The 22,740-nt window shown below is 70.0% G+C and carries 25 protein-coding genes; 15 read left to right on the forward strand and 10 right to left on the reverse strand.

Annotation, left to right across the window (positions count from 1 at the left end; genetic code table 11):
• Positions 1-17 precede the first annotated feature (17 nt).
• Together G6O68_RS23080 and G6O68_RS23085 are read left to right on the forward strand one after the other, a co-directional pair.
• Positions 18-596, forward strand: a complete 579-nt coding sequence (locus tag G6O68_RS23080) for a DUF1990 family protein (RefSeq protein WP_206108186.1) — start codon at positions 18-20, stop codon at positions 594-596.
• A gap of 158 nt (positions 597-754) precedes the next feature.
• Positions 755-1,465, forward strand: coding sequence for a dioxygenase family protein (locus G6O68_RS23085; protein WP_165251014.1), 711 nt, complete (start codon positions 755-757; stop codon positions 1,463-1,465).
• Positions 1,466-1,485: 20 nt separating this feature from the next.
• Here the strand turns inward: G6O68_RS23085 and G6O68_RS23090 are convergent, their stop codons facing one another.
• Complete coding sequence (locus G6O68_RS23090) at positions 1,486-2,043, reverse strand: nucleoside deaminase (RefSeq protein ID WP_165251015.1); 558 nt, start codon at positions 2,041-2,043, stop codon at positions 1,486-1,488.
• A 227-nt stretch (positions 2,044-2,270) separates the two neighbouring features.
• On the opposite strand from G6O68_RS23090, the gene G6O68_RS23095 reads away from it, so the two are divergent.
• The 3 genes from G6O68_RS23095 to G6O68_RS23105 all read left to right on the forward strand — a co-directional run bounded on the left by G6O68_RS23095 (position 2,271) and on the right by G6O68_RS23105 (position 7,187).
• Entirely contained in the window at positions 2,271-2,456 is a 186-nt protein-coding gene (locus G6O68_RS23095; protein WP_165251016.1) for a YezD family protein, read from the forward strand.
• Positions 2,457-2,838: 382 nt separating this feature from the next.
• Positions 2,839-5,472 (forward strand): DUF1549 domain-containing protein, encoded by a 2,634-nt coding sequence (locus tag G6O68_RS23100; protein WP_165251017.1) that lies wholly within the window; start codon positions 2,839-2,841, stop codon positions 5,470-5,472.
• A gap of 317 nt (positions 5,473-5,789) precedes the next feature.
• Positions 5,790-7,187 (forward strand): DUF1501 domain-containing protein, encoded by a 1,398-nt coding sequence (locus G6O68_RS23105; protein WP_165251018.1) that lies wholly within the window; start codon positions 5,790-5,792, stop codon positions 7,185-7,187.
• A 48-nt stretch (positions 7,188-7,235) separates the two neighbouring features.
• On the opposite strand, the gene G6O68_RS23110 is transcribed toward G6O68_RS23105, so the two are convergent.
• A complete protein-coding gene (locus tag G6O68_RS23110) occupies positions 7,236-8,105 on the reverse strand; it encodes a class I SAM-dependent methyltransferase (protein WP_165251019.1) in 870 nt (289 codons plus the stop codon).
• Positions 8,106-8,150: 45 nt separating this feature from the next.
• Complete coding sequence (locus G6O68_RS23115) at positions 8,151-8,369, reverse strand: Trm112 family protein (protein WP_165251020.1); 219 nt, start codon at positions 8,367-8,369, stop codon at positions 8,151-8,153.
• Positions 8,370-8,547: 178 nt separating this feature from the next.
• On the opposite strand from G6O68_RS23115, the gene G6O68_RS23120 reads away from it, so the two are divergent.
• The 5 genes from G6O68_RS23120 (at position 8,548) to G6O68_RS23140 (ending at position 11,741) form a co-directional block, all read left to right on the forward strand.
• Positions 8,548-9,426, forward strand: a complete 879-nt coding sequence (locus G6O68_RS23120) for a PSP1 domain-containing protein (protein ID WP_206108187.1) — start codon at positions 8,548-8,550, stop codon at positions 9,424-9,426.
• 37 nt (positions 9,427-9,463) lie between these two features.
• Positions 9,464-9,952: a Minf_1886 family protein gene (locus G6O68_RS23125; RefSeq protein ID WP_165251021.1), complete on the forward strand. Its 489-nt coding sequence runs from the start codon at positions 9,464-9,466 to the stop codon at positions 9,950-9,952.
• Positions 9,949-10,128, forward strand: a complete 180-nt coding sequence (locus tag G6O68_RS23130; protein ID WP_165251022.1) for a hypothetical protein — start codon at positions 9,949-9,951, stop codon at positions 10,126-10,128. The genes G6O68_RS23125 and G6O68_RS23130 overlap by 4 nt, the downstream gene beginning before the upstream one ends.
• Before the next feature lie 252 nt (positions 10,129-10,380).
• Positions 10,381-10,620 carry a hypothetical protein gene (locus tag G6O68_RS23135; protein ID WP_165251023.1) on the forward strand — a complete coding sequence of 80 codons (240 nt, stop codon included), beginning with the start codon at positions 10,381-10,383 and terminating at the stop codon, positions 10,618-10,620.
• An 86-nt stretch (positions 10,621-10,706) separates the two neighbouring features.
• A complete protein-coding gene (locus G6O68_RS23140; RefSeq protein ID WP_165251024.1) occupies positions 10,707-11,741 on the forward strand; it encodes a DUF1559 domain-containing protein in 1,035 nt (344 codons plus the stop codon).
• A 48-nt stretch (positions 11,742-11,789) separates the two neighbouring features.
• On the opposite strand, the gene G6O68_RS23145 is transcribed toward G6O68_RS23140, so the two are convergent.
• Together G6O68_RS23145 and G6O68_RS23150 are read right to left on the reverse strand one after the other, a co-directional pair.
• Complete coding sequence (locus tag G6O68_RS23145; protein WP_165251025.1) at positions 11,790-12,527, reverse strand: hypothetical protein; 738 nt, start codon at positions 12,525-12,527, stop codon at positions 11,790-11,792.
• 25 nt (positions 12,528-12,552) lie between these two features.
• Complete coding sequence (locus G6O68_RS23150) at positions 12,553-12,780, reverse strand: lipopolysaccharide assembly protein LapA domain-containing protein (protein ID WP_165251026.1); 228 nt, start codon at positions 12,778-12,780, stop codon at positions 12,553-12,555.
• Positions 12,781-13,031: 251 nt separating this feature from the next.
• Between G6O68_RS23150 and G6O68_RS23155 the strand changes: the two genes are divergently transcribed.
• Positions 13,032-13,763 (forward strand): hypothetical protein, encoded by a 732-nt coding sequence (locus G6O68_RS23155; protein ID WP_165251027.1) that lies wholly within the window; start codon positions 13,032-13,034, stop codon positions 13,761-13,763.
• A gap of 14 nt (positions 13,764-13,777) precedes the next feature.
• On the opposite strand, the gene G6O68_RS23160 is transcribed toward G6O68_RS23155, so the two are convergent.
• The 4 genes from G6O68_RS23160 to G6O68_RS23175 form a co-directional block, all read right to left on the reverse strand.
• Positions 13,778-15,352, reverse strand: coding sequence for an alpha-N-arabinofuranosidase (locus G6O68_RS23160; protein WP_165251028.1), 1,575 nt, complete (start codon positions 15,350-15,352; stop codon positions 13,778-13,780).
• A 20-nt stretch (positions 15,353-15,372) separates the two neighbouring features.
• Entirely contained in the window at positions 15,373-16,776 is a 1,404-nt protein-coding gene (locus G6O68_RS23165) for a sugar porter family MFS transporter (protein WP_165251029.1), read from the reverse strand.
• Between the two features lie 26 nt (positions 16,777-16,802).
• On the reverse strand, positions 16,803-17,732 hold the full coding sequence (locus G6O68_RS23170; protein WP_240911469.1) for a carbohydrate kinase family protein: 930 nt from the start codon (positions 17,730-17,732) through the stop codon (positions 16,803-16,805).
• 84 nt (positions 17,733-17,816) lie between these two features.
• Positions 17,817-18,200 carry a VOC family protein gene (locus G6O68_RS23175; protein WP_165251030.1) on the reverse strand — a complete coding sequence of 128 codons (384 nt, stop codon included), beginning with the start codon at positions 18,198-18,200 and terminating at the stop codon, positions 17,817-17,819.
• 368 nt (positions 18,201-18,568) lie between these two features.
• Here G6O68_RS23175 and G6O68_RS23180 point away from each other — a divergent pair, with 368 nt between their 5' ends.
• Positions 18,569-18,787, forward strand: coding sequence for a hypothetical protein (locus tag G6O68_RS23180; protein WP_165251031.1), 219 nt, complete (start codon positions 18,569-18,571; stop codon positions 18,785-18,787).
• 70 nt (positions 18,788-18,857) lie between these two features.
• Positions 18,858-19,886, forward strand: a complete 1,029-nt coding sequence (locus G6O68_RS23185) for a DUF1559 domain-containing protein (RefSeq protein ID WP_165251032.1) — start codon at positions 18,858-18,860, stop codon at positions 19,884-19,886.
• A 72-nt stretch (positions 19,887-19,958) separates the two neighbouring features.
• On the opposite strand, the gene G6O68_RS23190 is transcribed toward G6O68_RS23185, so the two are convergent.
• Positions 19,959-21,020 carry a basic secretory protein-like protein gene (locus G6O68_RS23190; RefSeq protein WP_165251033.1) on the reverse strand — a complete coding sequence of 354 codons (1,062 nt, stop codon included), beginning with the start codon at positions 21,018-21,020 and terminating at the stop codon, positions 19,959-19,961.
• Positions 21,021-21,453: 433 nt separating this feature from the next.
• Between G6O68_RS23190 and G6O68_RS23195 the strand changes: the two genes are divergently transcribed.
• Both G6O68_RS23195 and G6O68_RS23200 read left to right on the forward strand, forming a co-directional pair.
• Entirely contained in the window at positions 21,454-22,467 is a 1,014-nt protein-coding gene (locus G6O68_RS23195; RefSeq protein ID WP_165251034.1) for a DUF1559 domain-containing protein, read from the forward strand.
• 49 nt (positions 22,468-22,516) lie between these two features.
• Complete coding sequence (locus tag G6O68_RS23200; RefSeq protein ID WP_165251035.1) at positions 22,517-22,717, forward strand: hypothetical protein; 201 nt, start codon at positions 22,517-22,519, stop codon at positions 22,715-22,717.
• Positions 22,718-22,740: the final 23 nt, after the last annotated feature.

The raw sequence follows: 22,740 nt of genomic DNA on the forward strand, positions 1-22,740 counted from the left end.
AACCGTCTGCCGAAACCGTGCGAAAGTTCCTGGACGGCCAGGCCGGACTCGACCTCACCTACGTTCCCGTCGGCGCGACGGCCCACTCGGCCCCGGCCGATTACCGCCCGAACCACACTCGCCTGCGCATCGGCAGCGGTCGCGAGACTTTCGCGAAAGCCAGGGCCGCGCTGAGCCGCTGGGACCAGTTTCGCATCGGCTGGGCTGAGGTCCAGCCCCACGACGCCGAAGTGCGCCCCGGCGCCGTAGTGGCGATCGTCGCCCGCCGCCTCGGACTCTGGTGGCTCAACGCCTGCCGGATCGTCTACGTCGTCGACGAGGACGAGCCGGGCGCGACCGCCGCCCGCTACGCCGTGGCCTTCGGCACCCTCCCCGACCACGTCGGCTCGGGAGAGGAGCGGTTCCAGGTCGAGTGGGACGCCGAGACCGACGCCGTCTGGTACGACGTCGCGTCCTTCTCCCAGCCCCACCTGCTCCTCACCCGCCTCGGCTATCCTTACATGAAATGGTCCCAGCGCCTGTTTAGCCGCCAGTCCGCCGCCGCGATGCTGAAAGCCATGGGCGAGCCGGAAGCCGCCGCGAACGTCCGGGACTGAGCCGGCCGCGTCGCGCGTTACATACCGTTACCCGGAATCGAGGCAATCCCCCTTTCCCTCCGGGTCGAGACTCCCCTACCCTTGTGTAGTCCCGGCGGCCCGACGCCGCGGCGGCACGGCCGCGACTCGCCTCCGGTCCCTCCACAAGGAGCCTCGCCATGTCTCTCGACCGATCGACCGATCGCAGGGCGTTCCTCGGCGCCGTCTCGCTGGGCGCGGCGTTCTTCACCACCCGGGGCCTGTTCGCCGAGGAACTGGCCCGCACCCCGGCGCGGACGGAGGGGCCGTTCTATCCCGATCACCTGCCGCTGGACACCGACAACGACCTGATCGTCCTGGGCGACTCGCTCACGCCGGCCGTCGGCGAGGTCGCGCACCTGCACGGGCGGATCCTCGACGTCACCGGCAGCCCGATCAAGGACGCGGTCATCGAGATCTGGCAGTGCGACGCCAACGCCGTCTACCTGCACTCGGCCGACAGCGGCAAGAAGAAGGCCCAGCAGGACAAGAACTTCCAGGGCTTCGGCCGGTTCACCACCAATTCCGAGGGCGAGTACCGGTTCCGCACGATCAAGCCGGTCCCCTACCCCGGCCGTCCCGCGCCCCACATCCACTTCAAGGTCAAGCGCGGCGACCGCACGCTGCTGACCTCGCAGCTCATGATCGCCGGCCACCCCGGCAACAAGGCCGACGGCGTCTTCATGCACGGCCTCGACGACGCCGGCCGCGAGCGCTTGACGGCCGATTTCAAGCCGATCCCCGATTCCAAGGCCGGCGAATTCACCGCCGCATTCGACGTGATCCTCGGCCGCACCCCCGACGACAACGCCCTCCGCGCGATCCGCGAGGCGCACCGCCGAAACGCCTGACTTCGGCGTCCCATCCGTAATCAGGAAGGCGAGTCGTCGTTCAGCGCCTTGTAGTCGCGCAGGACGGCGACGGCCTCGTCGCGCAGCAGCTCGACGTTCGCGAGCTTCCGCTCGGCGGGCGGCAGGGCGAACTGGCCGTAGAGGAAGGCGTCGCCGAAGCCGTTGATGATCGCGGCGTCGTCGGCGCCGGCCCCGTACACGATGCCGTCGACTCCCGACCAGTAGGCGGCGGCCAGGCACATCGGGCAGGGCTCCGACGACGTGTAGAGGATGCAGCCCTCCAGGCTGAAGCTCTTGATCGCGGCGCAGGCGGCGCGGATCGCCTGGACCTCGGCGTGCGCGGTCGGGTCGAAGTTCGCGAAGACGTGGTTGGATCCGTCGCCCAGGACCTGGCCGTCGCGGCCCACGATCACCGCGCCGAACGGCCAGCCCGTCTTCTCCTCGATCCCCGCCTTGCGGGCGTTGGCGATAGCCCGACGCATGAACCCACGCGACGCCTCCTCCGAGTACCGTCCCCGGATCTCCCCGGCCGTCGCCCAGTTCGCACGGTCCGCCGCGCCGCTTTTCGAATCGCACATGATTGGTCTCCTTCTCGGTCGGTCAAGCAGCGTCCACGACTTCGAACTCCTTAAACTCCGACGCCGTCGAGGCTTTCGATATCTCTCAATAAATCCTATAGAACAAGTCGATATTAATCTTGTCGACGATAGGGTCATGACGCATAATGCGTCCTAGGTGTGATTTCCGCAACCTTCCCCGGGCCGAGCGCGGGGGGGCCGACTTCGAAGACCTCGGCGAGGTGATCATGGGCGACCGCGTTGTCTCGAACGGCCACGGCGAGCGGGCGAAGTCGCCCGCCGTGGGGGATGTCCTGGGCCTGGACCAGGTCCGAGAGGCGGTGCGCGGGATCCGCTTCGGCGAGGTCCGCGTGGTGATCCAGGACGGCCTGATCGTGCAGATCGACCGGCTGGAGAAGCAGCGCTTCCGTTGAGCGTCGGAAGCTGTCTCGCCGACTCGACCACGAGAGGCGTGTCGAATCTTCCCCGTTGATGCGGGTCGACGACCGGTCGCACCGGAATCGGCCCCCCGGATCCCGGAGGATGGCATGTCTCGTTCCCCGACCCCGCCCCCAAGGCCCGCGATCGCCAGGATCTTGAGCGCCCGTCTCGCACCGACGACGACGTCGGCCCGTCGCTGTCCGGGTCACGGACGGCCCTGAGACTCGCCCCATCCATCGGCAACGATCCCGTCAGCCCGCTTCGCCGGACGAGTCCGCGCGCCCGAGCTTCCTCCTGCGCGGTCCCCGCCGAGGCGGACGCCCCCGAATCACGAGCGCCCGAGGTCGGGCGGTTCATCCCCAAGGATACGTTCTCATGTCGATTCGTCATCTACAATTTCCCGCCGCCGCCCTCGCCCTGCTGGGCGTCGGGGCGGCCCGAGGCGGCGACCCGGCGGCCGCGACGCCGTCGTCCCCCGACGGAGCCAAGGTCGAGTTCTTCGAGAAGAAGATCCGCCCGCTGCTCGTCGCCGAGTGCTTCAACTGCCACTCGGCGAACACCAAGGCCGCGAGCGGCCTGCGGGTCGACGACCGCAACGGCCTGCTCAACGGCGGAGACCGGGGCGAGGCTGTCGTGCCGGGCAAGCCCGAGGAGAGCCTGCTCTTGCAGTCGGTGGCCCACCTCGAAGACGCGCCCAAGATGCCGCCCAAGAAAAAGCTCACCGAGGAGCAGGTCGCCGACCTCACGCGCTGGGTCGCCGATGGCGCCGCCTGGCCGGCCGAGGCCGTGGCCGCCTCGCAAAGCACGCCCGACGAGAAGTACGCCAAGCTGCGAGCCGAGCACTGGGCCTGGCAGCCGCTGAAGGCCACGGCCGTCCCCGAGGTCCGCGACGCCTCGTGGCCGCGCGGCGACGTCGACCGTCACATCCTGGCGAAGCTGGAGCAGCAGGGCCTTACGCCTGTGGGCGATGCCGACAAGACGACGCTGATCCGCCGGGTCACGTTCGACCTGACCGGCCTGCCGCCGACGCCCGAGCAGATCGCGGCGTTCGCGGCCGACGACGCGGTCGACGCCCTCGCCCGGGTGGTCGACCGCCTGCTGGCCTCGCCCGCCTTCGGCGAGCATTGGGGTCGCCACTGGCTGGACGTCGCCCGCTACGCCGACTCGACCGGTGCCTCGCGGAACCTGCCGTATCCCCACGCCTGGCGGTATCGCGACTACGTCGTCGACGCCTTCAACAAGGACAAGCCGTTCGACCAGTTCATCCGCGAGCAGGTCGCCGGCGACCTGCTGCCGGCGTCGTCGCAGGCCGAGAAGGACGAGCACGCCGTCGCCACCGGCTTCCTCGCGATCGGCCAGAAGGACGTCAACCAGCGCTTCAAGGTCCGGTTCGTCATGGACAACGTCGACGAGCAGATCGACGCGGTGACGCGCGGGTTCCTCGGCGTCACGGCGAGCTGCGCCCGCTGCCACGACCACAAGTTCGACCCCATTCCGACGAAGGATTACTACGCCCTCGCCGGCATCTTCCGCAGCACCGACCTCTGCGCCGGCGTCCGCAACAAGATGGGGGGCGGCGGCCTCGACTACTACGACTCCGCCATGCTCGTCCCCCTGGGCGAGACGGCCGAGAAGAAGGACGACCCGGCGCTGGCCGAGAAGGTCGCCGCCGCGACGAAGGCCTTCGAGGAGGCCCGCAAGGAGTTCCAGAAGATTCGCGGCACGCCCGAGGGGCTGGAGGTCCAGCCCAACGGCCGGCCTCGGCAGTTCCAGTTCCGCCAGAAGATGGTCAAGCTCCAGAACGAGCTGCTGGAGCTGACCGACCCGGCCGTCACGGGCCAGGTCGCGCTCGGCGTCCGCGACTCGAAGGAGATCGCCGACACCGAGGTCCGCATCCGGGGCGAGGCCGAGAAGCTCGGCCCGGTCGTCCCTCGCGGGGTCCTGGGATTGGTCCCGATCAAGGCCCCGGAGATCCCGTCGAACCAGAGCGGGCGGCTGGAGCTGGCGGAGTGGATCACCAGCCCGGAGAACCCGCTGACGTCCCGGGTGTTCGTCAATCGCGCGTGGCGGCACCTGTTCGGCCGGGGGATCGTCAAGTCGGTCGACAACTTCGGCGTCAACGGCGACGTCCCGTCGCATCCCGAGCTGCTCGACCACCTGGCGGCGAAGTTCGTCGCCGACGGCTGGTCGGTGAAGGCTCTGGTGCGGGGCCTCGTCCTCTCGCGGGCCTACGCCCTCTCGTCCGAGACGCGCGAGCCGAACGTCGAGGCCGACCCGGCCAACCGCCTGGTCTGGCGGCACTCCCCGAGGCGGTTGACCGGCGAGGAGATCCGCGACGCCACGCTCGCCGCCGCCGGCACGCTCGACCCGGCCCGGCCCGAGGCTTCTCCCGCGAAGGCGCTCAAGGTCATGGAGCTGCCGAACAACGGCCCGGTCGCCCGGGAGCTGCTGGAGAAGGCCAACGCCAGCCCCTCGCGAAGCGTCTACCTCCCCCTGCTCCGCGGCCTGACGCCGACCGCGCTGGAGGTCTTCGATTTCGCCGAGCAAGGGACGGTCACGGGCGACCGCGACACGACGACCGTCGCCACGCAGGCCCTGTATTTCCTCAACGACTCGCTCGTCCGTCGCGAGTCGCTGAAGCTGGCCGAACGCCTCCTCGCCCGGGCCGATCTGGACGACGCGGCCCGCGTCGACCAGGCCTACCGCCTGACCCTGGGACGATCGCCCACGCCGGCCGAGGCCGATCGCGGCCGCGACTTCCTGGACGGCTACGAGGCCCTCGCGGCCGCCGAACCGGAACCCGAGGCCGAGTCGGAGCCCACACCCGCCCCCGCCGTCGCGGCGACCGACGCCAAGACGCCGGCGCAAGTGATCGACCCGGACCAGGTGATCCCGGTCGACACGCCGCTCCGCGAGGAGGTCATCCGTCCCTCCTCCCCCCGCGCCGCCGCCTGGGCCGGCTTCTGCCAGGCCCTGATCGGCTCCGCCGAATTCCGCTACGTGCGCTGAGCCTCAACCCTCGACCCCTTCCCCCCTCGCGGGGGAAGGCGGCCCGAAGGGCCGGATGAGGGGGAAGACGAGCACGAAAACCGTCCGGAGACATCAGTCGGGCCGGCCGTCGCCAATCGTCCTTCCCCCCTCGTGGGGGAAGGTGGCCGAAGGCCGGATGAGGGGGGCGCCACCAAAGGCCGTCGCTCTCTCGCGATGTCCGCCTTGATGATCCCCCTCATCGACAGCTCCGCGGTCCTTCCTCCACCAGGGGTAAGGGATGAGGGCGCGAACGCCGAATTCATTGAGACAACGAAATTATCCACAGGATTTCACAAATGCCCAGGTTCCCCGATCTCCCAATCGTCGATTCGCTTTCCCGCCGCCAGGTCCTCAAGAACGCCGGCACCGGCTTCGGGATGCTGGCCCTGGCCGGCCTGCTGGGCGAGGCCGCCCCGAAGGTCCGCGGCGGCGACGCGGCGGCCCCCGGGCCCGGGCCGCTCGCGCCGAAGGCCCCGCACTTCCCGGCGAAGGCCAAGCGGATCATCTTCCTGTTCATGAACGGGGCGATGTCGCAGATGGACACCTTCGACTACAAGCCCCAACTCCAGAAGGACGACGGCAAGGTCGGCCCGGGGGGCGGCACGCTGACCGGATCGAAGTTCAAGTTCGCGCAGCACGGCCAGACCGGGACCTGGGTCTCGGAGCTGTACCCGAACGTCGCCCGCCACGTCGACAAGCTCTGCTTCATCCGGGGGCTGCACACCGACACGCCGGCGCACCCGGAGGCCGTCATCCAGCTCCACACCGGCGCGGCGCTGGCGTCCCTGACGCGGCCGTCGCTCGGCGCGTGGCTGCTCTACGGCCTGGGGACGGAGAATCAGGACGTGCCGGGCTACGTCACGATCAACCCGCCGGCGAACTTCGGCGGCGCGGTGAACTACGGCAGCTCGTTCCTGCCGGCCCACTTCCAGGGGACGCGGATCAGCGACGTCGGCCACCTGCCCAACATCAAGGCGCACGCCGCCTCGTCGCTCCAGCGCCGGCAGATCGACCTCGTCCAGGCCATGAACCGCGACCTCGGCGCGACGCCAGGCGCGCCGGACCAGCTCGACGGCGTGATCGCGTCGTACGAGCTGGCGTTCAAGATGCAGGGGAAGGTCCCCGAGCTGCTCGACTTCTCGGACGAGCCGCAGTCGGTCCTCGACGCCTACGGCGTGCAGCCCGGCCCGGCGGGGAGCTTCGCCCGCCAGTGCCTCATGGCCCGCCGGCTCAGCGAGGCGGGCGTCCGGTTCGTCGAGGTCGCCCAGCCCGGCTGGGACCACCACACGAACCTGCACAACGGCCTCATCAACAACGCCAAGGCCACCGACCAGGCCACGGCCGCCCTTCTCGCCGACCTGGAACAGCGCGGGCTCCTGGAAGAGACTCTCGTCCTGTTCGGCAGCGAGTTCGGCCGCCAGCCGACGAGCCAGGGGGCCGACGGCCGCGACCACAACATCACCGGCTACCCGATGTGGCTCGCCGGCGCGGGGGTCAAGCCGGGCTTCTCCTACGGCGCGACCGACGAGTACGGTCTCAACGCCGTCGAGGGCCGAATGCACACCAACGACCTGCACGCGACCCTGCTGGCCCTGATGGGCCTCGACCACACGAAGCTCACCTACCGCTACGCCGGGCGGGACTTCCGCCTGACCGACGTCGCCGGCCAGGTCGCCACCGAGATCTTCGCCTGATCCCGGACCAAGGGGTCCGCCCGCCTCCGATCGGCCGCCGCGCTCGGCTCAGCCCGAGCGCCGCAGGAGCAGGCGGACCTCGTCGGTCATGAGGTCTTCGCGGGGGTGGAGTTCCAGCAGGTCGGCCGGGGGCTGGTGGGGGAGCGTCTGGCGGGTCTCCTCGGCGACGACCGTGAAGCCGGCGTAGCGGAGGTGCTCCTTGAGCAGCCGGACCGTCAGCATGTTGAGGCTGTCCAGGCAACGCAGCAGGGTCTCGCGGTAGGCCTCGACCGTCTTGCCCTGCCAGATGTCGGTCCGGCCCTCCTCGACCTCGGCCTTGAGGATGGCCTTGCGGACGCGGTCGAACAGCTCCTCGCGCGAGAGCCGCAGGTGGATCCAGGGCTCCTCAAGGACGTTCCAGAGGTGGCCGCCCATGGCCGAGTAGTACAGCGGGTTGATGATCAGGAAGAAGGCGCCGCCGGGGCGGAGCACCCGGTGGATCTCGCGGAGCGAGCGGCCCGGGTCGGCGACGTGCTCGAAGACCGACCAGGCGAACGCGGCGTCGAACGTGGCGTCTTCGTAGGGGAGCGGCTCGAACGGGTCGACCAGCCGGAGGTCCACCGGCGGGATGCCGTGGTCGGGGCCGAAGATGGCGTCGATCCGGGCGTCGAGCCCTTCGAACTTGGGCACGATGTCGACGCCCCGGACCTCGCGGCAGAGCGGGGCGAGGCCCCGGGCCATCAGGCCCTCGCCGCAGCCGAAGTCGAAGACCTTCGCCCCTTCCAGCGGGGCGACGCGCGTGAGCTGCTCGACGATGACGTCGACCGCCCAGACGTAATGGGTGTAGAACCAGCGGTCGCGATCCGCCAGCGATTCCAGGAAGTCGCGGTCTCGCGCGAGGCCCGCGCCCTGGCTTTCCGACGTCGTCGTAATGCTCATCCCACTCCCCCTCCTTGGGCCGCGATTCGACGGACGGCCGCGTGGTCAGGACGGCTTGACGTCGGCCGTCTTGGCGCACTCCAGCTCGGCGATCGACTTGACGCCGGGGGGGAGTTCGGCCTCCTCGTACAGCATGTTGGGGATGCCGTCGTTGATCGCGTAGCGGAGCCCGCAGCGGGTGCAGACGAGGGATTCGCCCTCGAGCCGCAGCGGCGCGCGGCCGAGCGGGCAGACCAGGAGGGCCAGCAGTTCGTCTTTGATCATGGTCGAGCGTCCTGTCCTCGGCTTCCTCGACGCCGGCCTCGCCGCGCCGAAATCCCTCTCGCAACGGAGCGGGTATTATGTCGATTCGGGCCGAACCTTAGAAGACGGATCCGCCGCCCCGGCGATCCGGGGGGTTCTGACCTTTCGTCGCGGTCGGCGGGCGGTCATAATCCGGGGCATGAGCTACGTCGTTCGCTACGGCCGGATGCGGATCCTGGGCGCGTGCCAAGCCGCGCCGGGGGCGGAGCATCCCCGCGGCCAGCGGGTGGTGGTCCGCAGCGACCGAGGGCTGGAGCTGGGGGAGGTCCTCTGCCCCCTGACCGACCGCGCGGCCCGGACCCTGGACCGCCGCGAGCCGGCCGAGATCGTCCGCCCGGCCGAGGGGCCCGACCTCGACCACGAGAAGACCCTCCCCCCGCTGGAGAAGCAGGCCTTCGGCGTCTGCCAGGAGCTGATCGCCAAGCGACGGCTGCAGATGAACCTGGTGGACGTGGAGATCCTCTTCGGCCGCGAGCGGGTGATCTTCTACTACCTGGCCGAGAAGCGGGTGGACTTCCGCGAGCTGGTGCGCGACCTCGCCCGCGCCTTGCGGGCCCGGATCGAGATGCGCCAGATCGGCGTCCGCGACGAGGCGAAGCTGCTGGCCGACTACGGCGACTGCGGCAAGCCGGTCTGCTGCAACACGCACCTGACCCAGATGCCCCCCGTCTCCATGAAGATGGCCAAGCTCCAGAAGACCACGCTCGACCCCTCCAAGATCTCGGGCCGCTGCGGCCGGCTGAAGTGCTGCCTCCGCTACGAGTACGACGCCTACCGCGAGGCCGAGAAGGAACTCCCCCCCAACGGCTCGCGGGTCGAGACGGCCAAGGGCCGGGGCCGGGTGATGGCCCAGGACGTGCTGGCGGGGAAGCTGGTGGTCGAGTACGAGGACGGCCGCCGCATCATCATCGGCCGCGACGAGGTCCTCGCCTTCGAACCCCGGTCGCGGGGGGGCCGTCGGCCCGACGGCCCCGGCGACGAGGACCCGGACGATTCCGACCCGGGGATCGACGAATGACCGGCGCGACCCGGCCCCCGCATCCAGGACGACGTCCATGAGCTTCCGCGACGAGATCGGCCGCGTCATCGCCAGGGACCCGCGCTACTCGCTGGAGGCCTACGCCTTCGTGCTGGAGTCCCTGCACACGGCCCGGAACCGCAAGATCCGCGAGGCCCGCCGGCTCGACCGCGAACGCGAACGCGAGCGGGCCGCCCGCCCCGCCAAGGGCCGGGGCTCGCGCAAGGCCAGGTCCGAGGCCGCCTCCGGCCACGTCACCGGCCGGCAGGTCTGCCTCGCGGCCCGCCGCCTGGCGCTCCGCGAATACGGCATGCTCGCCCTCCCCGTCCTCGCCAAGTGGGGCCTGCATTCGACCTCGGACATCGGCGAGATCGTCTACAACCTGATCGCCTCCGGCGAGCTCGACAAGACGCCCCACGACCGCCGCGAGGACTTCGACGACGTGTTCGACTTCGAGACCGATTTCCGCCCCGCCCCGATCGACGACGACGCCGGGCCCGATGCCGCGGAGGACGACCGACCATGACCCCCGAGACCTCCCCCCCCTCGACCCCCTCCGCTCGGGACCGCCGCAGGTTCCTCGCCGCGCTCGCCCTCTTCTTCACCTGGATCGCCTGCCTCGTGGCCCTCGCCGCGACCGACGCCCACCGCCCCATGGAACGCGCCGGGGTCGAGCCCGGCGCCGCCCGCCCCGCCCACTGACCGCCGCCGGTCCCCGCCCCCCCATCACACGACATCGCCCGCGCCGGCTCCCGCGCGACCACGCCGGGATGCCCTCAGCCGGAATCCGCGCCTTTTTAATCTACGATATTGTTCGGCCTGATTTGACCGGTTAGCTTCGCCCCCCGTCATCGACCTCGTACGCATCACCCCCGTCCCGCGATCCACTCCGAGGGTCGCCCGACGCCTTTCGCCCTCGACATCCGCACCATTTCGCAGGGGAGAAACCGACCTATGCATCGGGCATTTCGCTTTGCGCGCCTCACCTTCGTCCTGATCGCGCCGGCGCTGGCCGGCTGCGGCGATTCGGACTCGGCGGGGGCCGTCGATCGATCGACGGAGGCCGTCCAGGCCGACAACCGGGGCCAGGACGCCATGAGGGAGTTCATGCAGTCCAAGAGCAAGAAGCCGGCGAAGGCCGAGAAGGCCGCCAAGGTCGAGAAGAAGGAAGCCGAGGTGGAGAAGCCGGAGTGAATCGAGGGCGGCGGGGGTCGGCGAAGGTCCCCGCGCCCGCGGCTTTTCTCGTCCCATTCTCATCCCAACGCGAGGACTCGTCGCCCATGAAGAACGAACGACGCGGGGCTTTCACGCTGATCGAGCTTTTGGTGGTCATCGCCATCATCGCGGTGCTCATCGCCCTGTTGCTGCCGGCCGTGCAGTCGGCGCGCGAGGCGGCCCGCCGCGCCCAGTGCACCAACAACCTGAAGCAGATGGGCCTGGGGATGCACAACTACCACCAGGCCGCGGGCTCGTTCCCGATGGGGAACGCCATCGCCTACGCCAACCCCGGCGAGCAGACCGACTGGGGCACCTTCAGCGCCCACTCGATGATGCTGCCGTACCTGGAGCAGACGCCGCTCTACAACTCGTGCAACTTCAACTGGAGCGTGTGGTGGGGGACCGGGTCCGAGCTGAACCGCACGGTGTGGAACGCCCGCGTGGCGGCCTTCCTCTGCCCGTCCGACGGCCAGGCCGGTCGCGACCACCTGAACAACTACCACGGCTCATACGGCACCGGCACCGACCCCTGGTCGACCAACACCAACGGCGCCTTCGCCCCCAGGCGGACCGCCTACTCGGTCGCCGACATCACCGACGGCACCTCGAACACGATCTCGCACGTCGAGGCCCTGGTGGGCGACTACAACAACCACCGGCGCAAGTGGCGGCAGTACGTCTCGGGCGTCCCGGGCTCGGTCCCGGGGAACATGCTCGTCCGCGACGCCCGGACGATCATGCCGCAGGTGATCCAGTACGCCCAGAACTGCATGCAGGCGATCGTCGCAACTCCGGGAACGAACTCGAATCGCGGGATCAGCTGGGCGACCGGCTCGCCCGGGGCGACGCTCGCCAGCATCATCTTCCCGCCCAACTCCACGCAGTACGCCTTCTCGTCCTGCCGATGGGACTGCGCCGCGGGCTGCGGCACCGACTTCGGCCACATCCACATCCCGTCGAGCCTCCACCCCGGCGGCGTGAACGTGCTGTTCCTGGACGGCTCCGTCCGCTTCGCCAAGGACTCGATCAACCAGAACACCTGGATGTCCCTGGGCTCGCGCGACGGCGAGGAGGTCGTCTCGTCGGACAGCTACTGAGCCCGAGGAGTCGCCCGGCGTCGTCGCGAGGCGAGACGCCGGGAGCTGCTACTCGTCCCCCTCGACGGCCAGGTGATCGGCGACCAGGCCCAGAGGGCAGGCGTCGGGCCGCCGGGCGCCCTGGCCGATCGCGATCCAACCCCGCTCGATCGCGGGCGCGGCCGGCTCCTCGACCAGGGGGGAAAGGTGGATGAGGAAGCCGACGTGGGCGGGCTTCTCGGCGTCGTAGTCGACCTGCTCGTCCCGCCATTCTTCCTCGTGGCCCGGGTCGAGCCTCGGGTCGTCGGCGCACAGGTCGCGGAGCCAGAGCGGGAAGGGCTCGCCGGGACGGGTGCGGCGGAAGTACGCGGCGATGGGCTCGTCGGGCCCCGCCTCGCGCAGGCAGAATTCGCCGTTGACGCCGTGGTAGTAGGAGTAGACCTCGGCCAGGTAGTCGCCGGGGGGCACGTCGAGGGAGGCGGTGAACTCGTCCATCTCCTCGCCCGCCAGGTACTCCTGGCAGCCGCCGACCACGACGAGCCGGCCGTCCGGGACGCGCAGCTTGTGGCGCGTGCGGCCGACCCACTCGTCCTCCTCGCGGGCCGAGAGCGGCTCGTCGATCACGACGCGGATGATGAAGCCGTCGTCCTGGACCAGTTCGAAGGGGAGGAAGTCGCCGGCGGCGATCCCGGCGAGCCATTCGGCGTCGCCGTCCACCGCCTCGGAGTAGGCCCCGCCGTGCAGGCTCGCGGAGCCGATCAGGAAACCGCAGGCTTCGTTGTAGACGTCGAGATCCGTGCGACTCATGGGAGAAGCGGCCCTCCTTCGGGCCTCACTCGACCGGCCGTTCCGAGACCTTCCGCAGCGACCGGGTGAAGAACGAGTAGACGGTCCAGCCGCTGAGCATCCCCAGCAGGTAGGAGCCGATCGCCAGCAAGGCCACCGGCCCCGTCGCGCGCCATTGCGCGAAGTTCACGGTGATCGAATCGGTGTTCTGGACGGCGAAGAGGCCCACCGCCCCGAGGAAGATCAGCAGCAGGATGCCCTGGATGAATCGCATGGGACCCCCGTTCTTCCGGCCGAGGCCGGTCGCGTGAATGTCGCCTGTTCGGTGATTGGACTCCAACCCCACGACGTAAGCAACAGCCATGCCGGGAATTCCATCGCCGCAGCGACGCCCGCCACTCGGGCGGGAGTCGATTCTCGCCGCGCCGCGTCAATCCGCTTCGTCCTACATGGTGACAATCGTGATCGCCCTGACTCGACCGACACGAGGGCGGGCGAAGTTGATCGACACCCCGGAGGACGACGATGACGGCGAGACGGATGACGGCGGCGGCGTGGGTCGCGGTGATGGCGGCGGGGCTCCTGGGGGTGGAGGCGAGGGCGGGCCTGGTGCAGGTCCTCTCCCGCGCGGACCTGGCGGGGAACGACCTGATCGACTGGGGGACGCTGGGATCGAACGGCGACCTCGTGAGCAACCCGGTCGAGGCCACGTCGGCCGGCGGGCTGAGGGCGACGGTCAGCAAGCGGGCCGCGAACGGCGACTTCCAGGTTCTGGTCCAGGGCGCGACGAACGGCTGGGCGGGCAATTTCAGCCCCGGCGAGACCGTGCTCTGGACGAACAACTACCCCGACGCCGCGCCCAACGCGATCACGATGGACTTCGCCTCCGGGGTGGCCGGGGTGGGCATGAACTTCCAGCAGGCCAACGCCCTGGCCACCTTCACCGCCGAAATGGCGGCGTTCGACGCGGCCGGCGGCCTCCTCGGGGTGTTCTCGGCGACGGGGGCCTCGAACGCGAACAACGACGGCTCGGCCGTGTTCCTGGGCCTCAAGAGCACCGAGGCCAATATCCACCGCGTCGTCTTCTACCTGACGGCGGCTCCGTTCAACTACATCGGCTCCTACGGCGTCAACCAGGTGAGCCTGCTGAGGCCCGCCGCCGCCGTGCCCGAGCCCTCGGCGATCGTCTCGGCCGCGCTGGGGGCCCTGCTGATAGCCGGGGGCCGACTCGTCGCGCGAGGTCGGCGGGCCGGTTGACGCCGCGGCCCTGATCAGGCGAGCGTCACGTCGAGCCGCGTCACCGACGCCGGGTCGAGCACCAGGCGGAGCGAGGCGCCCTTCAGCCCGGCGTCGGAGGCCGTCGGCGTGACCGCGTCGGGCCGGTCGAAGGTGTTGTGGGCGTTCAGCTCGGCGTGGGTGAGCACGGTCTTGCGGACGGACGCGGCCTCGGCGCCCTTGAGGCGGATCTCGGCCTCTACGGGCTCGGTCGCGTGTGAGTGGACCAGGGTGATCGTGACAGCCTTGGCGCCGGCGCGCGAGGCCGAGCCGGCCACGCGGAACAGCTTCGCCTCGCGGTCGCCGATCTTGAACGCCACCTCGGGCGACTGCGCCTCGACGCGGACGCTGGTCGCGCCGTGGTGGGGGCGGTACATCTCGAAGACGTGGAAGCTCGGCGTGCGGACGAAGCGGTCGCCGTCGGCCAGGAACAGCGAGTGGATGTTGTTGATGAGCTGCGCGACGTTCGCCATGTCGACCTTGTCGGCGTGGCGGTTGAAGACGTCGAGCGTGAGCGCCGCGACGAGGGCGTCGCGGAGGCAGCCCATCTGCTCATAGAGGTGCCGGGGGTTGATCTCGGTCCCGGGCGGGTGCCAGCAGCCCCACTCGTCGATGATGAGCTTCACCCGGCGGTCGCGGTCGAACTCCCCCATCGCGGCCCACTGCTCGCGGATCAGGGTCTCCATGAAGTTCGCCTTGTGGAGCATCTCGTACCACTGGTCGCCGCTGAAGTTCAGGGCGTGTCCGGTGGTCCCGCAGTAGTAGTGCGCGGCGAACCCCCGGATCGGGGCGCGGGCGCCGTCGACCCACTTGGCGAAGAAGCGGCGGGTCCAGTCCAGGTCGTTGCCGTTGGGCCCGGCGGCGATGAGCTGGAGCTTCACGCCGTACTCGGGGACCCACTCGGTGAACCGGCGGTACTCGCGGCAGTAGTCTTCCGGGGTGAACTTGCCGCCGCAGCCCCAGCTCTCGTTGCCCACCCCCCAGTAGGCGACGCCGAACGGGTCGCGGTCGCCGTTGGCGACGCGCTCGTCGGCCAGCGTCGTCGCGCCGGCGGGGGCGTTGCAGTACTCGACCCAGTCCTGGAACTCCGAGGGCGAGCCCATCCCGACGTTGGCGGCGAAGTACGGGGCGGCGTCGCAGAGCCGGCAGAACCGCATGAACTCGTGGGTGCCGAAGGCGTTGGGCTCGGTAGCCTCTCTCCAGCGGCCGAACCGCCGGGGGCGCCGGGCCGGCGGGCCGATCCCGTCGCGCCAGTGGTAGGCGTCGGCGAAGCAGCCGCCGGGCCAGCGGATCACGACCTTGCCCAGGCGCTTCATGTGGTCGACGAGCTGCTTGCGGACGCCGCCGACGTTCTCCACCTTCGAGTCGGGCCCCACCCAGATCCCGTCGTAGATCACGCCGCCGATGTGCTCGGTGAAGTGCCCGTAGACCTCCGGTCGGATCGTCCCGATCGGCTCGTCCAGCAGCACGTCCACGGTCGCCCCGGCCGCCGCGGCCCGCGACGCCCCCAGCCCGCCCAGCGCCAGCGCCCCGGTGCCGGCCGCCCCCAGGAACCCTCGACGGTCGATCACGACGGCGGCCTCCTCGTGGTTCAGGATAGGCCCAACTGCTTCTGGAGCCGTTCGAGCGGCACGCCCTTGGTCTCGGGCATGGAGGTCAGGACCCAGATGAGCTGGAGGACCATCATCGCCGCGTAGAAGGCGAAAGCGTGCCCGCCCGACTTCTCGGCGATCATCGGGAACGTCTGGGTGATGGCCAGAGCCCCGACCCAGTGCACGGCGCTCCCCAGCGCCTGGCCCTTGGCCCGGACGCGATTGGGGAAGACCTCGCTGATGTAGACCCAGATCACCGCCCCCTGGCCGAACGCGTGCGAGGCGATGAACACCATCAGGCTGGCCAGCACGACCCAGCCGCCGAAGGTCGTGAACTCCGTGCCGTAGGTGTAGAACGCCCAGGCCGTCGCCGAGAGGCTCAGGATGTAGCCGATCGACCCGACGAGCATCAGCACGCGGCGGCCGAAGCGGTCGATGATCGACATCGCCAGCATCGTGAAGATCAGGTTCGTCCCGCCGACCAGCACCGCCTGCAAAAGCGCGGCGTCCTTGCCCGCGCCGGTCATGGCGAAGACCGTGGGGGCGTAGAAGAGGACCGCGTTGATCCCCGAGAGCTGGTTGAACGCCGCGATCGCCACGGCCAGCATGATCGGCTTGAGGTAGGCCCGCTGGAACAGCGCGTCGTCGTCGGCCAGGCCGGTGTTCTGGAGCGACGCCTCGATCTCGGCGATCTCGTCGTCGACCCCCTCGTCGGCGCCGATCCTCGTCAGGACGCGGCGGGCCTCGTCGATCCGCCCTTGCCCCACCAGCCATCGCGGGCTCTCGGGGATCATCAGGGCCAGCACGAAGAACAGGGCCGAGGGGATCACCTGGACCCCCAGCATCCATCGCCAGTCGTCCTCGCCCAGGCCCATCTGGGAGATGATGTAGTTGGACAGGAAGGCGAGCTGGATCCCGAATACGATGTTGAACTGCACGGTGGCCACCAGCCGGCCCCGGAACCGGGCCGGGGCGATCTCGGCGATGTACAAGGGCGCGATCACCGACGCCGCGCCGACCGCCACGCCCCCCAGGATCCGGAAGACCAGGAGCGAGCCCCAGTCCCACGCCAAGGCGCAGCCCAGGGCCGAGACCAGGTAGCCGATCGCCAGGACCGCCAGCAGGGGCCGTCGGCCCCAGACGTCGGCCGGCTTGCCCGCGATCAGGGAGCCCAGCACCGTCCCCAGCGGGCCGCTGGCGATGGTGAAGCCCAGCGTCATCCCGGTCAGGCCGAAGACCTTCGTGAGCGCGTCGGTCGTCCCCGACATGATGGCCACGTCGAACCCGAACAGCAGGCCCCCGAGGCTGGCGACGAACGTGGCGAAGATCAAAGGGCCCGAGAGCGAGCGAGCCCCGGAGGCGGCCGACTCGTCGGCCGACGAACGATCGAAGGGGACTTCCACGCAAACCTCCCGAAGGGGCGACCGATTCAGAGCCCGCCGCGGAGCGACTCGGGGAGCGCGGGCGTCCCCCCCGGCCGTGTGCACACGAAGGCGGCGATCTCGTCGGCCCGCCGGTTGACGTCGACGAGCGGCCGGCCCGCCAGCAGGCCCAGCGTCATGGCCGCCGTGAAGGCGTCGCCGGCCCCGATCGCGTCGACGACCTCGACGGCCCTCCCCGGGCTGTCGGACCACCGACCTTCCGCGAAGAGGAGGCTGCCGGCCGATCCCCGCGTGACCGCCACCACTCGCAGGCCGAACCGCTCGGAGAGGGCCTCGACCGACGACTCGACCGGGCCGGGGACGCCGAACATGTCGGCCAGGACGACCAGCTCCTGATCGTTCAGCTTCAGGACGTTCGCCATGCCGAGCGACCGCTCGATCACGCCGCGGTCGACGAACGGGGGCCGCAGGTTGACGTCGAGGATCCGCAGGGCGTCCGGCCTCGCCGCGGCGACGATCCGCGCGATCGCCTCGCGCGACGCCTCCGCCCGCTGCGCCAGGCTGCCGAAGCAGATCGCGTCGGCCTCGGCCGCGTGGGCCAGGGCCGCCGGGCCGGCCTCGATCCGATCCCAGGCGACGTCCTCGTGGATCGTGTAGCGGGGCTGGCCCGCGGCGTCGACCTCCACGCCGACGGTCCCGGTGGGCGCATCGGGGTCGATCTCCACCGTGTCGGTCGGCAGGCCCAGGCCGCGGAACCTCTCCAGGACCTCGCGCCCCAAATCGTCGTCGCCGATCCGGGTGACGATCCGCGCGTCGGCCCCGAGCGCCCGGCAGTGGTAGGCGAAGTTCGCCGGCGCGCCGCCGAGCTGCTTGCCGCCGGGCAGCAGATCCCACAGCACCTCGCCGACGGCCAGGATCTTGTACATCTCGTCGACTCCGGACGCGATCGGGGGATCGCCGGCCGTGGCGGCTCGCATCCGCCGGGCCTCGCACCAACCCAAGGGAGGCTAACACAGCCCGAAAGTCGAGTCGAGCGGCCGGCCCCGCTCCCCCGCAAATCGTCAGGGACGCGGGGTGGACTCGACCAGGATCAGCCGGTTGCCGTCCGGGTCGTAGGCGTAGGCCTCGCGGCCGTGCGAGGTGGCGAACGCCGACGTCGCCGAGCCCCCCGCCCCCTCCACCTCGGCCAGCGCCCGATCGAGGCTCGCGACCCGGAAGACCAGGTTCAGCCCCGCGCGACGGCCCGGCGGATTCGCGAAGTCGGCCGCCCCGCCCCGCTTCGGGCGGAAGATCCCCAGCCGCAGGCCCGGCAGCCGGAAGGCCGCGTAGCCGTCGCCCAGGCGCTCGTCCGGCTCCCGCCCCAGGATCGCGGAGTAGAAGGCCAGCGCTCGCCCGAAGTCCTCGGATCCGATCGCCGCGAAGGTCTCGTCGAACTCGATCGCCATCGCCTCTGCCCCCGCTCGCGACCCGGCCACGCCCTCCCGCCAGCGTATCCTCCGGCCCGGGACGACGTCGAGACGCGGGCCCCACCGCCGGACCGGGCGCCGCCCGAACTATCCATTCAAACGCATCTCTTCGGGCGATCGGCGGCGGAAATTCGCCGACGCCCGCTTGACACCGGCGGAGAATCGGAGATAACCATACTATCCTTTCGGTCTTTACCGTCAGGACGGACAAAAAAAGCAACGACACTCCGTCGCGCCCGCTTCGACCCTCGCGTGGGGTCGACATCCTGCCCTGGCCTCCGGCCTTCGCCCTCGTCGGCCCGGGGGCCCGCCCTCGGCGCGCGACGCCCGAGGAGATTGATCCAGCGATGAACAAGATTCGATTCGCACTCGCCTGCGCCGCGGCGTTGACGGCGGTCGCGATCCCGATCGGCTGCCTGGGGGACGACCCCGACCGCACGGGAGACGACGTCGCCGGGATCGGCGCGCCGGGGGTCAACGCCCCGAACGCCCCCCAGACTCAGGAGGAGATGCGCAAGCAGCAGATGGAGCAGGAAGCGGCCTTCCGGAAGGCCCAGAGCAAATGACCCCGGCGGCCGCGCCCGGTACGACGCGCCTCCCATTCCTCGATCGACCTCCCCCGAAGGAGCCCCTCTCATGCCTTGCCAGAGACGACGCGGTTTCACCCTGATCGAACTTTTGGTCGTGATCGCCATCATCGCCGTTTTGATCGCGCTGCTGCTGCCGGCCGTCCAGTCGGCGCGCGAGGCCGCGCGACGCTCGCAGTGCGTCAACAACCTGAAGCAGATCGGCCTGGCGGTGCTGAACTACGAGAGCAGCAACGGCGCCCTCGCCCCGACCGGCCTCAGCCCGTGGCCCGGGTCGGACGCCCGCGACTCGCACTTCTCCATGAAGCTCCGGATCCTCCCCTTCATGGAGCAGCAGTCGCTCTACAGCGCGTGCAACATGAACCTGGCCGCCTATGTGGACGGCAACCGGATGGAGAACTGGACCGTCGGCCACACCCGCGTCGCGGGCCTCCTCTGCCCGTCCGACCAGAACGACGGCTGGGACGACCAGGTCGCGGCCAGCTACGCCAACAACCTCGGGACCAACCGCTATTACAACGACTGGGCGTCCGACGGCCCCTCGTGGTGGCTGGGGACCGACGGCGGCCTGAACAAGATGGTCACGCTCTCGAAGATCGTCGACGGCACGAGCAACACGGCCATCTTCAGCGAGGTCCTCAAGGGGACCGGCAAGGGCATCGGCTCCGGCAGCAAGGACGGCCGCCACATGCTCTACCAGGCGCCGAACCTGGGCATCCGCAACTTCGCGGGCGAGGTCGACGCCAACTTCAAGCTCTTCCAGGCCTGCCGCAGCCAGGGCACCGTCCGGATCTGGGACTACAAGGGCGAGCGCTGGATCCAGGGCGACGCCGCCCGGGGCGGCGGCTACCACCACATCGCCACGCCGAACCAGAAGTCCTGCGCCCTCGACGGCAACACCGGCCCCAACCGCAACGCCGACTCGATCATCGCCCCGTCGTCCAACCACGCCGGCGGCGTGAACATGCTCTTCCTCGACGGCTCGGTCCGGTTCGTCAAGGACTCGATCAACTACCAGACCTGGACCGCCCTGGGCACCCGCGACGGCGGCGAGGTCGTCAGCTCCGACAGCCTCTGACCCCCTTCGCCCCCGCTCGCGAAACGGACGGGACCGCCGGCAACGCCCGGGCGGCCCCGTCCCCGCGTCGCCTCACTTCTTGAGCGACGCCTTCCACTCCGCGCCCAGCTCCTCCTTGGGCTTGCCGGTCGCCTGCTTGAAGAGGTCGTCGGAGTACGTCCCCTCGCGCATGGCCCGGTTCACCTTGAGGACGAAGTCCGGGTCGTACTTCTTGACGACGTAGTCGAGGAAGCGGGCGGTGACGCGGTAGCTGTCGTCGTACTTGGCCCGCTCGGGGTTGAGGCCGCCGATGTTCTCCGGCTCGTAGAGGACGAACCGCACGTAGTCGGCGACCCCCTCGACGAGCCAGCCGGGGTTGGGATTGCGCCGGCCTCGGTAGCGTTGGACGATGTGGGCCGTCTCGTGGATCATCGCGCCGACGTCGTCGGGATGGTCCTTGAACCACTTGACCGAGCCGGTGATCCGGCCCCCGCCGGCGTAGGCCGGGACGTCGATGTCGTTTTTCAGCGACATCCGGATCACCCGCGCGGGCCGGTAGCCGTCGCTCTTCAGGGCCTCGTTGATGCGGTCGTAGAACCGCTCGCACTCGCGGGCCGCCTTCTCGGCCCAGCCGCGCATGCCGGGGGCGTCCAGCTCGTCGACGACGATCTCGACCGGATAGGCGAACCGCCGCACTTCCGGCTCCGAGTCGACGAGGAACTCGCGGACGACCAGCGGCCCTTTCGCGTCCTTCCCCGGGACGACGCGGACGGCCTTGAGCTTGCGCCCGGGCTCGGCCTTCGCCGCCCCTTCCCGGAAGTCGGCAAGCTTCTCGAACGCCTTGCCGTCCGCCGAACCTTCGAGCGAGCCGACGTCGAGCCGGCCGGCGCCGCCGTCGTCGCCGGTACGGACCTCGACCGAGCCGACCTGCACGGGCGCGTCGAAGGTCAGGGCGACCGCGTGGTCGCCCTCGCCGGCCGCCTCCGTCTCGTACGACGTCGCGTCGTCGCCGTCGAACGCGAACTGGCGGATCCGCTCGCCGGCCGTGGCGAGGGTCGATTCCACGACCGCCCCCACCGGGGCCTCGGCGCGCGCGACGGCCTGCGAGGCGACGACGATCATCGGAAAGGCGAAGACGAAGGCGAAGCGGGGCATGGGCGATACCTCGGGCGTTCGGGCCGGACCGGGCCGGTTGACGAATGCGGCTCCAATCCGATCGCCTTAGGATATCCGGAGCGACTCCGCCACGAAAACAACCGACCCCCGCCGGACCGCGCCAATCGTTTCAACCGCCGGAACCATCCTTGTCTTTCCGGAGTCGACATGATAGAATAAGCTTACTCCACTTGAACTGATGCCAAGCCCGCCCCCCGGTCGAGACTTCCTACCATCGGTTCGATCACTCTCGGCACCTCGCCGCTCTGCTCCCCGGCCATCGGGGACGAGCCGGGTCCGCGCCGCCTCGCGGCCCCGACGGCCGCGCGTCGCCCGACGTGATATCTTTCGGATCGGAGTCCGGCTTCGCGTCATGTGGGCGGCCTTCCGCCGGATCCTCTCCACTCCACCGCCTTCGTTGGGAGTCCTGTCCATGTCGCGCCGACGGGGTTTCACGCTGATCGAGCTTCTCGTGGTGATCGCGATCATCGCGGTCCTGATCGCCCTGTTGCTGCCCGCCGTGCAGTCGGCCCGCGAGGCGGCCCGCCGCGCCCAGTGCGTCAACAACCTGAAGCAGATGGGCCTGGGCCTGGCCAACTATGAAAGCGCGATCGGCAAGTTCCCGCTCGGCTCGATCTTCGTCGACACCAACAACTGCGCCCGCACCTACAATCCGTACTACAACGTGTTCGTGATGATCATGCCGTACATCGAGCAGACGGCCGCCTACAACGCCCTGAACTTCCACAGCGCCTCGGGCTACAACTCGGCGTTCAACACGACGGGCTACAGCACCAAGATCGCGGCCTACGTCTGCCCGTCGGACCTGCCGAACTCCCCGCTGAACCCCGCCGCGGGCCAGTTCCCCACGCCCCAGCTCAGCTACGCCTACTGCGTGGGGCTGGAGGACACCCAGAACTACTCGCTGGACACGCCGGCCATGTGCGGGCTGATCGAGCCCGACGGCGTGTTCGGCTACAATTTCTGCTACGGCGTCAGCGGAGTGCCCGACGGGCTCAGCAACACGATCTTCCTCGGCGAGTCCTCGCGGTTCCGGGGCGAGCCGGGCGCGGTCGGGTCGACCCCGAACTACGTGCCGGCCTACCCGCTCGCCGGCATCATCTACCAGCCCGGGTTCATGAACGACACCCGCCCCGTCGGTTGGGCGACCACCGCGACGAAGATCAACGCCCCGGCGCAACGGTTCCCGCTCCTGGGCTCCAGCTTCTACAGCCCGGCCAACTCCAACGACCTGGCGAACTGGTACAAGATCCCCCAGGTGCAGACCTACGGCCAGTTCGGCTTCCACAGCCAGCATTCCGCCGGCGCGAACGTCCTGCTCGGCGACGGCTCGGTGCGGTTCCTCAAGGAGTCCACCAGCCTGGCCGTCCTGAACGGCCTCGGCACCCGTAACCGCGGCGAGGTGATCTCGGCCGACGGCTACTGAGCGGACCCTCGCCGACGCCGCACCACGACCGACCTCTCCGAGAACCCTCATGAACCGCCTGCGAAACGCCGCGATCGTGCTGCTGACCCTGGCCGGCCTGGCCGGCTGCGACCCCGGCGGCGGTGCCGTCGTCGCCCCGGCCCCCGACGAGGAGGTCGCCGAGGGGCCGGACCGCGTCGCCAAGAAAGGCCGAAAGGCCCCCAAGGCCCCAACCACCCGCCAGCCCTCGACGGGCCTCGGGGCCGATTGACCCGACCTTCGGCGTCGTCGATG

This window comes from Paludisphaera soli (assembly GCF_011064595.1).
Classification (GTDB): domain Bacteria; phylum Planctomycetota; class Planctomycetia; order Isosphaerales; family Isosphaeraceae; genus Paludisphaera; species Paludisphaera soli.